The 12,328-nt window shown below is 66.5% G+C and carries 10 protein-coding genes; 7 read left to right on the top strand and 3 right to left on the bottom strand.

The annotated features are described in order from the left end of the window. The first annotated feature begins 23 nt into the window (after positions 1-23). The 4 genes from P9A17_RS16740 (at position 24) to P9A17_RS16725 (ending at position 3,085) form a co-directional block, all read left to right on the top strand. Positions 24-551 (top strand): helix-turn-helix domain-containing protein, encoded by a 528-nt coding sequence (locus P9A17_RS16740; protein ID WP_278039739.1) that lies wholly within the window; start codon positions 24-26, stop codon positions 549-551. 96 nt (positions 552-647) lie between these two features. Further along, positions 648-1,166 (top strand): DUF302 domain-containing protein, encoded by a 519-nt coding sequence (locus tag P9A17_RS16735; RefSeq protein WP_278039738.1) that lies wholly within the window; start codon positions 648-650, stop codon positions 1,164-1,166. Positions 1,167-1,226: 60 nt separating this feature from the next. After that, complete coding sequence (locus P9A17_RS16730) at positions 1,227-2,465, top strand: cytochrome P450 (RefSeq protein ID WP_278039737.1); 1,239 nt, start codon at positions 1,227-1,229, stop codon at positions 2,463-2,465. Then, positions 2,465-3,085, top strand: a complete 621-nt coding sequence (locus P9A17_RS16725) for a TetR/AcrR family transcriptional regulator (protein WP_278039736.1) — start codon at positions 2,465-2,467, stop codon at positions 3,083-3,085. The genes P9A17_RS16730 and P9A17_RS16725 overlap by 1 nt, the downstream gene beginning before the upstream one ends. Here P9A17_RS16725 and P9A17_RS16720 read toward each other — a convergent pair. From P9A17_RS16720 to P9A17_RS16710, 3 genes are all read right to left on the bottom strand, one after another. Continuing rightward, a complete protein-coding gene (locus P9A17_RS16720; RefSeq protein ID WP_278039735.1) occupies positions 3,070-3,786 on the bottom strand; it encodes a siderophore-interacting protein in 717 nt (238 codons plus the stop codon). The two genes, P9A17_RS16725 and P9A17_RS16720, sit on opposite strands and share 16 nt — an antisense overlap. A gap of 72 nt (positions 3,787-3,858) precedes the next feature. After that, the gene (locus tag P9A17_RS16715) at positions 3,859-4,959 is read right to left on the bottom strand and encodes an acyltransferase (protein WP_278039893.1); all 1,101 of its coding nucleotides are present in this window, start codon (positions 4,957-4,959) and stop codon (positions 3,859-3,861) included. A gap of 47 nt (positions 4,960-5,006) precedes the next feature. After that, positions 5,007-6,695: a DEAD/DEAH box helicase gene (locus P9A17_RS16710; protein WP_278039734.1), complete on the bottom strand. Its 1,689-nt coding sequence runs from the start codon at positions 6,693-6,695 to the stop codon at positions 5,007-5,009. 108 nt (positions 6,696-6,803) lie between these two features. On the opposite strand from P9A17_RS16710, the gene P9A17_RS16705 reads away from it, so the two are divergent. The 3 genes from P9A17_RS16705 (at position 6,804) to P9A17_RS16695 (ending at position 12,289) form a co-directional block, all read left to right on the top strand. Beyond that, on the top strand, positions 6,804-7,364 hold the full coding sequence (locus P9A17_RS16705) for an LppP/LprE family lipoprotein (protein WP_278039733.1): 561 nt from the start codon (positions 6,804-6,806) through the stop codon (positions 7,362-7,364). Between the two features lie 104 nt (positions 7,365-7,468). After that, positions 7,469-10,879 carry a TM0106 family RecB-like putative nuclease gene (locus P9A17_RS16700; RefSeq protein WP_278039732.1) on the top strand — a complete coding sequence of 1,137 codons (3,411 nt, stop codon included), beginning with the start codon at positions 7,469-7,471 and terminating at the stop codon, positions 10,877-10,879. 18 nt (positions 10,880-10,897) lie between these two features. Further along, positions 10,898-12,289: an FAD/NAD(P)-binding protein gene (locus P9A17_RS16695; protein WP_278039731.1), complete on the top strand. Its 1,392-nt coding sequence runs from the start codon at positions 10,898-10,900 to the stop codon at positions 12,287-12,289. Positions 12,290-12,328: the final 39 nt, after the last annotated feature.

Here is a 12,328-nt window from a genome sequence, read left to right as displayed (position 1 = left end):
TACTAGTTGGGTAGGATCGCCGCATGGCGTTGCGGCGGGAGTACGACAATGAGCTGTGCCCGGTGGCCCGTTCCCTCGAGGTGATCGGCGAGCGGTGGACTCTGTTGATCATCCGTGATGCATTCTTCGGCGTCACCCGGTTCACCGACTTCCGAGAACACCTGGGCCTTCCGCCTGCGGTACTGACCGAACGTCTCAAACTGCTGGTCGAGCACGGGATCATGACCACATCGGTCGCTGTGAGCGGCCGCAGCGAATACACACTGACCCCCAAGGGCGAGCTGCTCTGGCCAGTCCTATGGTCAATGACCAACTGGGGCAACGAGTTCTACGTCGATACCGACCTTCGCCGGCCCATCGTCCACTTCGGTTGCGGTGGCCGGCTCACACCCCTGGGAAACTGCAGCAGGTGCGGAGTCATCCCCCCGCCCCGCGATCTCGAAGTTCACCCGCGCCGCTCGAAATCGCGCGACGCCGACCGCACAGATCGAATCAGCCGCCTGCTGACGAAACCCCACCGCCTGCTCGAACCGTTCGAGGACGTGGCCTAGCGCCTCACACCGTCGGCCCCGGCATGGCATGACGATCACGCTGTGAGTGGTCTGTAGATCATTGAACTTCATTCATTGAACTTCTACTGTCGAGGCATGACCACAGCACTCGACATCACGGCGACCGAGCACACGATCCGACGGTTGACCGTCCCACTGGGCATGCCCTACGGCGCGGCCGTCACGGAATTCGAAAGGGTCGTACCGCCGATCGACTCGCAACGCTTCCAGGCACTCGAGACCTGGGAGGAGAACCTGGCTCTGGCCGAAGAGGTCGCGCCATTGGGCCTCATGCGCTTCGTCGGCCTCGACGTCCAAGCGCTGATGCGCACCTCGAACACCCATCGGTACGGAACCGAGTACCTCGCGGGCAATCACACGATCGCCGAGCAGATGTACCGCCACGAACCGGCTGCCATGCTGTACGCGCCTCTTCGCCTGTTCCTCTACGCCGACGACGACGGCCAGGGCACGCTCGTGTTCGACCAGCCCAGCACGCTGTTCGGGAGTTTGGGCACCAACCCCGAGGTCGCCGCCGTCGGCCGGAGCCTCGACCGGAAACTGGCCGATGTGCTCGGCGCGATGGGGGTCCAGGCCCCCAGCGCGCTGCTCTGACCAACGCTCTACACAACCCCAAGGATTGACATCTGAGAGTCATTGTTTTACGAATAAGACATGACTGCGACTTTGTCTCACAGTTCTCCGCGGTTCGAACTGGCCGATGCAACGACCTGGCGCGAACCGTGGGCGATGTACCGGGCTCTGCGCGACCACGATCCCGTGCACCATGTCATTCCCGACGACCACCCAGAGCGTGACTACTACGTGCTGTCCCGGCACGCTGACATCTGGGCCAGTGCCCGCGATCATGAGACGTTCTCGTCGGCGCAGGGGCTGACCGTCAACTACGGCGAGCTCGACCTCATCGGTCTGGCGGACAACCCGCCCATGGTCATGCAGGACCCGCCGGTGCACACCGAGTTCCGCAAGCTCGTCGCGCGCGGCTTCACCCCGCGACAGGTCGAAGCCGTGGAGCCCAAGGTCCGCGAGTACGTCGTCAGCCGCATCGAGCGCATCAAAGCCGACGGCGGCGGCGACATCGTCGCCGAGCTCTTCAAGCCGCTGCCGTCGATGGTGGTGGCGCACTACTTGGGGGTGCCCGACGAGGATCAGGGCAAGTTCGACGCCTGGACCGACGCGATCGTCGCCGCCAACACGAGCGAGGCCGGAATCGGCGGTGCGCTGGAGACGCTCGGGGACGCCCTCGGCGAGATGATGGGCTACTTCACGTCACTGATCGAACGCCGCCGAATCGAACCTGAAGACGATACGGTCTCCCACCTCGTCGCGGCCGGTGTCGGTGCGGACGGCGACATCTCCGGCGTGCTGTCAATCCTGGCGTTCACCTTCACGATGGTGACGGGCGGTAACGACACCACCACCGGAATGCTCGGCGGCTCAGTGCAACTGCTGCATCAACGGCCCGACCAGCGCCGGCTGCTGGCCGACGACCCGGAGCTGATTCCAGACGCGGTCGACGAATTCCTTCGGCTGACCTCGCCCGTGCAGATGCTGGGCCGCACCGTGACGCGCGACGTCACGATCGGTGACGTGACCATCCCCGAGGGCCGCCGCGCAATGTTCCTCTACGGCTCCGGAAACCGTGACGAGCGCCAGTTCGGCGACGACGCAGGCGAACTCGACGTCACACGCAGGCCGCGCAACATCCTGACCTTCAGCCACGGTGCGCACCACTGCCTCGGCGCGGCCGCCGCGCGCATGCAATCGCGGGTCGCGCTGACCGAACTGCTGACGCGCATCCCGGATTTCGAGGTCGACGAGTCCGGAATCGTCTGGGCCGGTGGTAGTTACGTCCGGCGGCCGGTGTCATTGCCGTTCACGGTGGTGCGCTGATGGCCGGCGACTGGCTGGCGGGACGGCGCACCGAAGTGGCGGCCGACCGGATCCTCGACGCCGCCGGTGAACTGTTCGCCGGCCAGGCGGCGGCCACCGTGGGAATGAACGAGATCGCTTCGGCCGCAGGGTGTTCACGGGCGACCCTGTACCGGTACTTCGAGAACCGCGAAGCCCTCTACACCGCATACGTGCACCGGGAGAGCTATCGGCTCTACCGCGAGATGACCGACCAGATCATGTCCATCAGCGACCCGCGGGAACGCCTGATCGAGGGGTTGCTCGCGTCACTGCGCAACGTGCGCGAAAGCCCTGCCCTGTCATCGTGGTTCGCCACCACCCAGCGCCCGATCGGCGCCGAGATGGCCGAAGAGTCCGAAGTGATCAAGGCGTTGACCGAGGCGTTCGTCATCTCTCTGGGACCCGAGGACGCCGACGTCGGGGCGAGCGGAGCGACCGGAAATGGATCTGTCGCCCACCGCGCCCGCTGGCTGGTGCGGGTGATGACATCGCTGATGCTGTTCCCCGGCCACGACGAAGCCGACGAGCGCACCATGCTCGAGGAGTTCGTCGTCCCGACCGTCCTCCCGAAAAGCCAGGTGGATCAAGCCACCCAGTAGGCCTGCGCCTTGATGGACTTGCGCGGGATCTTGAAGTCCTCGCGCAGGAGTTTGGCCACGGCGCGCGTGGTTCGGTTGTCGCACGCGACCCAGCCGAAGTAATCCGACGCGTCGAACGCCGCCGACGTCACGGCCGCGACCAACGGGTCCCCGGATCCGTCGCGATCCACCCACGTCACGCCTGCGACCCGACGCACCGGCAGCTGCCTGTCGTCGTCGTGGGCGGCCTCAAGGAAAATCTGCGCCGGCGCATCGCCGATGGCGTCGAGCAGCGAGTTGATCGCAGGCAGAGACGCCGTGTCGCCGACGATCACGTAGCCGGCAGGCGCCGGTTCCGGCAGGGCGAAGTTGCTGCCCAGCACCGTCGCCTCGATCGTGTCGCCAGGCTGGGCCGCTTCGGCCCAGTGGGACGCGACGCCGTCGTGCAGCGCGAACTCGATGTCAACGGTGTCGTTGGCCGGGTCGGGATTGACCAGCGTGTAGCCCCGCTGATGGAGTTTGTCTCCGTCGGAGAACCACATCCTGATCCACTGGGTGGGATGCAGAGACCGGTCCGCCAGCAGGCCGCCGGCCTGGAAGCTCAGCCGCAGGTAATGGGGGCTGACCTCGGTGCGTCCGGTGACCGTGAGCTCGTAATCACCCGCACGCAGCAGTTTGAGCACCGCGCCGGCGAACCCGCGCGACAACTTGGTGTCCGTCATGGACTCATCACCCCTTGTTGCGAATTAGTTAGGTCAGCTTAACCTAACTATCTCGCGGGTCGGAGTGGCCGCTCAGCTGCGCACCCGCGTGAGCCGGTGCAGTAGCCAGGCCAGCGGAATCGTGATCACGAGCGTGCCGGAAAACAGCATCCACACCGACCCCGTATAGATCGGATACCGCACGATCTCGACCATCACCAGTTCCATCGTGACGAGATGGATCAGGAAGATCTCATACGAGATCTCCCCCAGGAACACCATCGGCCGGCTGGCCATCAACCGCGAATACACGCCTCTGTCGCCCAATGCCAGCGGCGCCACCACCAGCGTCGCGATCGCGGCGTAGAAGGCCGTCTTCACCAAGGCCTCACGCAATTCGGCAGGCGAAGTCGTCGGCTCCCCCGCGATCGGCGTCGACACGATGACATAGCTCACCAGGGCCAGTGGGACGCACACCAACGCATACGCGCGCACTCCCATCGGTTGCAGCGCCGCGAGCAACATCCCGCCGACGAACCACGCCAGGTACCCGGGCAGCCACAGCTTCCCGCCATCGGGGAGGAAATCGGTGGTGTGCACCAACCACATCCACGCCGGAGACACCGCCGCCAGCACGACCAGCCCGGCCAGCAGAAGACCCGGCCGCCACTGCCGCCGGCACAACACGACGAGCAACAGATAGGCGAGCAGCGGGAGCGCGACGTAGAACGCGACCTCGACCGCGAGGCTCCACATCTGGGTAAGTCCCTGGTGCAGAAACGAATACAGGTAGTTGTCGGTGTAGATCTGAGTCAGCGTGAGGTTGCGGAACAACCCCTCCCACGTGTGCCCGGGATTGGGCCCCGCAGTGCGGAAGTGGTAGACGAGATACGCCGCGACGACGGTGACCGCATACGCCGGCATGATCCGCCGAACCCGATGCCAGGCATAGCGGGTCACCGACGGCGCCGGAGTGCCGGCATGTGCGGCCTTCACCCACGGCAGGAACAGCAGGAAACCCGAGAGCACGAAGAAGATCGGCACACCGATCTCCATCCGCGAATACACCAGTCCCACATAGCCTTGCGGGTACTTGCCGGTCGTGTACGCGGCGTGGGTGAGCACGACGAGCAGTGCCGCGACCGCACGGATGCCGGTGAGCGACGCGACGCGTCCGGTGGTCACCGACTCCAGTCCGCCGGCGGTGTCGACGTCCGGGCCTGGCGAGCGCCGGAACACCGTCACTTGGACTTGGGCTTCCCCCGATGCGGTTTCGGCCCGCGATCGGGTTGGAGCTGGATCAACTGACCCTGAATTCTGGTGTTCTCCAACGCCTTCAGGGTCTTGCCCGGCAGCTTGGCCGGCAGCTCCACCAGCGAGTGGTCGATCTTGATGGTGATGTGGCCGAAGTCGCTGCGATGCAGCCCGCCCTCGTTGGCAATGGCGCCCACGATCGCTCCGGGAGCAACCTTGTGCCGCTTGCCGACCGCGATGCGGTACGTCGCGAGATCGCTGCGACGCTCACGGGGCTTGCGCGGCGGCCCGTCGCCCCGGTCGGCACGGTCCGGCCGTTCGCGGCGCTTCTCCGGAGGCGGCTCCGTCATCAGGAATTCCGCCCCGTCGCGGCTCTGTAACGCCAACGCCGCAGCGATGTCGGCCATCGGGACGTCGTGGTCGCGTTCGTAGCTCTCGATCAGCGTGCGGAACAGATCGATCCCCGGCTTGGCGAGGGCGTCGGTGATCGAATCGCTGAACTTCGCGACGCGTTTCTCGTTGACGTCGTCGACCGACGGGAGCTCGGACTCGACCAGCTTCTGCCGCGTCACCCGCTCGATCGCATTCAGCAGATGGCGTTCGCGCGGCGTCACGAACAGCAGCGCCGTCCCCGACCGGCCGGCCCGCCCGGTACGCCCGATGCGGTGCACATAGGACTCCGGGTCGTGGGGAATGTCGAAGTTCACCACGTGGGAGATGCGCTCGACGTCCAGACCGCGGGCCGCGACGTCCGTCGCGACCAGGATGTCGATCGAACCGTCCTTGAGTGCGGAGATGGTGCGCTCACGCACTGCCTGCGCGATGTCGCCGTTGATCGCCGCCGCGGCGAACCCGCGCGCCTTCAGCTTCTCGGCGACCTCCTCGGTGGCCTGCTTGGTGCGGACGAACACGATCATCGCGTCACCCTGCTCGACCTCAAGCAGTCGCGTGAGCGCGTCCATCTTGCGCGGATAGGACACCAGGAAATAGCGCTGCGTGATGTTCTCGGCGGTCTGCGTCTTGGACTTGACCGTCACCTCGACAGGATCGTGAAGGTACTTGGCGGTGATCTTCTTGATCGCCGGCGGCATCGTCGCCGAGAACAAGGCCACCTGCTTGTACTCCGGGGTGTCGGCGAGAATGCGCTCGACATCCTCGGCGAAACCCATCTGCAGCATCTCGTCGGCCTCGTCGAGCACCAGATAGTCCAGGTGCGAGAGGTCGAGGCTGCCCTTTTCCAGATGGTCGATCACGCGGCCGGGGGTGCCCACGACGACCTGCGCCCCGCGCTTGAGCCCCGCCAGCTGCGGCACGTAGGACGAGCCGCCGTAAACGGGCAGCACGTTGACGCGCAGGTGGGCGCCGTAACGGCCGAAAGCCTCGGCGACCTGCAACGCAAGCTCACGAGTCGGCGCCAGCACCAGAGCCTGCGTGTTACGGCTTTCGATGTCGATCTTCGACAGGATCGGGATCGCGAAGGCCGCGGTCTTGCCGGTTCCGGTCTGAGCGAGCCCGACGACATCGGAGCCCTCGAGTATCGCCGGGATGGTCGCCGCCTGGATCGGTGACGGCGACTCGTACCCGACGTCGGAAACTGCCTGCAGCACCGCTGGGTGTATCTGCAGGTCAGCAAAGGTCAGATCTGCGGGCTCTGGCTCCGCATTTGAGGACGTCATCGTCGTTGAAGTCTAGTGCCAATCGACGCGTCGTCCCGCCGCGCTTCCTCAGGTGCCCGTTGCGCGCCTAGCTGCGATGCCCGCGCGCGGCCGGTACGGTGCCCAACTGTGAAATGGGCGGCGGTGATCGGCTCCTTCCTGGGAGCTGTCGTGTTGACCACCACGGCGTGCAGCTCGGGCGATTCGACGGCGTCCAAGACCCCGGACCAGACGACCCCCGCGGCGGCCGCGCCCGCTGACCCGCAGGCCCCGACGCTGGGACCTCCGCCAGGCCCAGCCCCCGCCGAAGACCCGTGCGCCACCGACCTGGCGGCCCCGGAGATCTCGAAGGCGGTGTCGTCGCTGCCCCGCGATCCGCGCAGCAGCCAGGGCTGGAATCCCGAACCGCTGGCCGGCAACTACAACGTGTGTGCGCAGCTGTCTGCCGTCATCATCAAGGCCAACAGCAATGCCGAGAACGCGAACACCCGCGCGGTGCTGTTCCACCAGGGCAAGTTCATCCCTACCGGAGTGCCCGACACCTACGGCTTCAACGGCCTCGACACCACGCAGACCACCGGCGACACCGTCGCACTGAAGTATTCCGGCGACGTGCCGGGCCTGGACAGCATCGTGAAATTCCGCTGGAACGGCAGCGGCGTGGAGTTGATCGGCAACACGCCCGGCTAGCTTCTCGCGGAATAGGATTCCAGGTCGTCGTCGCGCCCGGAGTCGCAGCCGGGAATCCTATTCCGCGGTGCGGGGGTGTCGGTGAGTTCGCTTACAGTGGCAGCGTGTTCGTCGCCTCCCAAGATGGCGAAACCAGGGTCATCTACAGCGCCTCCGACCTCGCCGCCGCCGCGCGATGCGAGTACGCACTGCTGCGCTCGTTCGATGCCCGGCTCGGCTGGGGCCCCGACGTCTCCGGCGACGACGAACTGCTTGCCCGCACGGCGACGCTCGGCGACGAGCACGAGCAGCGCCACCTCGACGAGCTGAAGCTGACCTCCGACGTCGCGATCATCGGCCGGCCCCCGTACACCGTCGCCGGGCTGACGGCGGCCGCCGAACAGACGCGGCGCGCCGTCGAGAACCGCGCCCCGATCGTCTACCAGGCGGCGATGTTCGACGGACGGTTCGCCGGCTTTGCCGATTTCCTTGTTCTTGAAGGCGGCCCCGACGACCAGCGCTACCGGTTGCGCGACACCAAGCTCGCCCGCTCAGTCAAGGTCGAGGCGTTGCTGCAGATGGCCGCCTACATCGAAACCCTCACCGCCGCAGGTGTTCCGGTCGCTCCCGAGGTTGATCTGGTCCTCGGCGACAGCACCGTCGTGAGCTATCCCGTCGCCGAGTTGTTGCCCGTCTACCGCCCACGGCGCGACGCGCTGCAGCATCTGCTCGACAGCCACCTCGCCGGAGGCCGCGCGGTCGCGTGGGAGGACGAGCACATCCGGGCCTGCTTCCGGTGTGCCGAATGCGAGACCCAGGTCCGCGCGCACGACGATCTGCTGCTCGTCGCGGGCATGCGGGTCAGCCAGCGGGCACGGCTGATCGACGCCGGCATCACCACGGTGCAGGAGCTCGCCGCCCATCGAGGCCCGGTGCCGGAGCTGTCCACACGTAGCGTCACCGCGCTGACCTCGCAGGCCCGGCTGCAGATCGCGGATCGGGTCGACGGGAAGCCGCCCTACGAACTCGTCGATACGCAGCCGTTGATGGTGTTGCCCGATGCCGACAAGGGCGACCTGTTCTTCGACTTCGAGGGTGACCCGCTGTGGACCACCGACGGCCGGGACTGGGGCCTCGAATACCTGTGGGGCGTGCTGACCGTCGCGGACGAGTTCCTGCCGTTCTGGGCACATGACCGCGCCGACGAGCGGAAAGCGTTGAAGGACTTCCTGTCCTATGTGCGCAAGCGCCGCAAGCGTTATCCCGGCCTGCACATCTACCACTACGCCGCATACGAGAAGAGCACGCTGCTGCGGTTGGCGGGACGCTACGGCGAGGGTGAACACGAGATCGACGAGCTGCTGCGCGACGGCGTGCTCGTCGACCTGTATCCGTTGGTGCGCAAGAGCATCCGGGTCGGGACCGAGAACTACAGCATCAAATCGCTCGAACCGCTGTACATGGGCAACGAGCTGCGCGACGGGGACGTCACGACAGCCACGGCGTCGATCACCGAGTATGCGCACTTCTGCGAGCTGCGTGACGCCGGTCGCCCGGACGACGCCGCGACCGTGCTTAAAGGGATCGAGGAGTACAACCACTACGACTGCCGCTCGACTCGGCGGCTGCGGGACTGGTTGATGGCCCGCGCGATCGAATCCGGCGTCCCGCCGCGCGGACCCGTCCCGGTGACCACTGCGAGGGAAGCAGCGCAGATCGACGACGTGAAACGCGCGCTGCTCAAGTTCGCCGGCGACAGCATCGACGACCGCACCCCCGAGCAGGTCGCCGTCGCAATGATGGCCGCCGCCAAAGGCTTTCACAAGCGGGAAGACAAACCCTTCTGGTGGGGCCACTTCGACCGGATCAACAACCCCGTCGACGAATGGGCCGACGACACCAATGTGTTCATCGCCGAGGACCACGAGATCGTCGCCGACTGGCACACCCCGCCGCGGGCGCGGAAACCGCAACGCCATCTCAAGCTGTTCGGCGAAATCGCCGCGGGTGACCTCGCGCGGGACATGTATGCGCTCTACGACCCGCCGTCACCGACCGGGCTAGCCGACGATCCGGACCGGCGAGGCTTCGCGTCGGTGATGGTCACCGAGTGCGACGACCCTGACGCGCCAACCGAAGTCGTCATCGTGGAGCGGCAACCCAAAGGCGGAGAAGTCTTCAGCCAGGTGCCGTTCGCTCTGACCCCGGGCCCGCCGATCAGCACCGCGATGCTGCAGGATGCCGTCGCCGACACCGCCGGCCTGGTCGCGGCGGGGCTGCCGAACCTGCCCGCCGACGGGCTCACCGACATCCTGCTGCGGCGCCCGCCGCGCACCCGAAGCGCCACCCCGTTACCGCGTACCGGTGACGCCGTCGCCGACATCACCGGTGCGCTACTGGATCTCGACTCGTCCTACCTCGCCGTGCACGGCCCGCCCGGCACCGGGAAGACCTACACCTCAGCACAGGTGATCGCCGCACTCGTCACCGAACACCGGTGGAAGATCGGGGTCGTCGCGCAGTCGCACGCCGTGGTCGAGAACCTGTTCGGCGACATCATGAAGGCCGGGGTCGACGGCGCACGGGTCGGCAAGAAGCTGCACACCGTGAGCACCGGATGGACCGAGCTCGACCGTGACGACTACGCCGAATTCATCTGCCAGGACGGCTGCGTGGTGGGCGGCACCGCGTGGGACTTCGCCAATGCCAACAAGTTCGGACGAGACAGCCTGGATCTCCTGGTCATCGAGGAGGCTGGCCAGTTCAGCCTCGCCAACACCGTCTCGGTATCGCGCGCCGCACGGAATCTGCTGCTGCTCGGCGATCCGCAGCAGCTCCCCCAGGTCAGCCAGGGCACCCATCCCGAACCCGTCGACGGCTCCGCACTCGGCTGGCTCGTCGCCGGACACAACACCTTGCCACCGGAGCGTGGATACTTCCTGGACCGCTCCTACCGCATGCATCCCGACGTGTGCAGCGCCGTGTCGAGGCTGTCCTATGACGGCCGGCTGCGCTCCCACGAGGCCGTCACCGCGGCGCGCACACTCGACGGTGTCAGCCCGGGCGTCCGGACGCTCGCCGTCCACCATCTCGGCAACGCCAACGAAAGCCCCGAGGAGGCCGACGCGATCGTCACCGAGATCGAGGCGCTCCTTTCCACGTCGTGGACCGACGAGAAGGGCAGCCGACCGCTTGGCCAGGGCGATTTTCTCGTCGTGACGCCGTACAACGCGCAGGTGGTGCTGATGCGTCGTCGACTCGACGCGGCCGGGCTGACCGACGTGCGCGCCGGCACCGTCGACAAATTCCAGGGCCAGCAGGCACCAGTCGTGTTCGTGTCGATGACGGCATCCTCGATCGACGACGTACCCCGCGGAATCGCGTTCCTGCTCAACAGGAATCGTCTCAACGTCGCGGTCAGTCGGGCGAAGTACCTCGCGGTGATCGTGCGCTCCGACCAGCTGACCGAGTACCTGCCGGGCACCCCCGACCGGCTGGTCGAGTTGGGGTCGTTCCTGTGTCTGTCCGCGGGTTGACGGGTACCGTGGCGCGAGATGACCCGCATCGAAGCTGACTACCTCGTCGTCGGGGCAGGTGCGATGGGCATGGCGTTCGTCGACACCCTGCTCGCCGAAACGGACGCCACGATCGTCCTCGTCGACGAGAACCACCAGCCCGGCGGGCACTGGAACTCCGTATACCCGTTCGTCCGGCTGCATCAGCCGTCGGCGTATTACGGGGTGAACTCGCACGCCCTGGGCAACGAAGACATGATCGACCAGAGTGGCTACAACGAAGGGTTTTTCGAGCTAGCCACGGGACACGAGGTCTGCGCCTACTACGACCAGGTGATGCGCAACCACATGCTGCCCACCGGCCGTGTCGCCTACTACCCGATGACGCGATACCTGGGCGACAACAGGATTCGCACCCTCGACGGCCAGGTGCACACGGTCTCCGTCCGGCGCCGCACCGTCGACGCGACCTATCTGCTGACGATCGTGCAGTCGATGCGACCGGCACCGTTCTCCGTGGCCGACGGCATCGACGTCGTCGCACCCAACGACCTTCCGCGCCGCGCGGCGGGCCATGAACATTTCACGATCGTCGGTGGTGGCAAGACGGGCATGGACTGCTGTCTGTGGCTGCTGCGCAACGGGGTTGCGGCGACCGCCGTGCGGTGGGTGATGCCGCGCGACTCGTGGCTTCTCAATCGCGCCAACATCCAACCCGGACAAGAGTCTGTCGCACCGCTGCGTGCGTCGATCGACGCACGCATGAAAGCGATTTCGGCAGCGACGTCACGCGAGGACCTCTTCGCTCGGTTGGAGGCCGCGCAGATCCTGTTCCGCCTCGACCCGTCGGTGCAGCCCACCATGTACCACTGCGCGATCGTGTCGCAACGCGAACTTGAGCATCTGCGGCTCATCGAGGACGTGGTGCGACTCGGCCACGTCGAGCACGTCGACCACGATCGCGTCGCGCTGCGCAGCGGACACGTGGCGGCGCGGCCGTCGCTGTACATCGACTGCACCACCCAAGGCCTGCCGCGTCCGCCGTCGGTGCCTGTGTTCGACGGCGACCGGATCACGCTGCAGAGCGTGCGCAGCTGTCAGCAGGTGTTCAGCTCGGCGTTCATCGCGCACGTCGAGGCTGCCTACGACGACGACGCCACCCGTAACGGGCTGTGCGCGCCGATCACGCACCCCGACGCACCGATCGACTGGCTGCGGCACACGTTGGAGGACAACGTCGCAACGCTCGCGTGGGTCCGCGACCCGGATCTGATGGCGTGGCTGAAGTCGTCTCGCCTGAACGCGGCGCGCGACCTGTTCCCCGTCTTCCCGCCGGGCAAGGAGCGCGTGCGGGACAAGGCGCACGGCGCGCTCGCCGTGGCGCTGAAGAAATCCAACGAGCAGCTGGCGGCGCTGATGGAGAACGGCTGACGCGAGCGTGGGGCTTATGCACGCGATTCGGCTCGAATG

It is taken from the genome of Mycobacterium sp. 236(2023) (assembly GCF_029623955.1).
Lineage (GTDB): Bacteria > Actinomycetota > Actinomycetes > Mycobacteriales > Mycobacteriaceae > Mycobacterium.
This window is presented reverse-complemented; position numbering and strand designations above follow the sequence as displayed.

Coding starts and splice junctions, on each gene's coding strand:
- P9A17_RS16740 (WP_278039739.1), top strand. CDS start 24: ATGGCGTTGCGGCGGGAGTACGACAATGAGCTGTGCCCGGTGGCCCGT.
- P9A17_RS16735 (WP_278039738.1), top strand. CDS start 648: ATGACCACAGCACTCGACATCACGGCGACCGAGCACACGATCCGACGG.
- P9A17_RS16730 (WP_278039737.1), top strand. CDS start 1,227: ATGACTGCGACTTTGTCTCACAGTTCTCCGCGGTTCGAACTGGCCGAT.
- P9A17_RS16725 (WP_278039736.1), top strand. CDS start 2,465: ATGGCCGGCGACTGGCTGGCGGGACGGCGCACCGAAGTGGCGGCCGAC.
- P9A17_RS16720 (WP_278039735.1), bottom strand. CDS start 3,786: ATGACGGACACCAAGTTGTCGCGCGGGTTCGCCGGCGCGGTGCTCAAA.
- P9A17_RS16710 (WP_278039734.1), bottom strand. CDS start 6,695: ATGACGTCCTCAAATGCGGAGCCAGAGCCCGCAGATCTGACCTTTGCT.
- P9A17_RS16695 (WP_278039731.1), top strand. CDS start 10,898: ATGACCCGCATCGAAGCTGACTACCTCGTCGTCGGGGCAGGTGCGATG.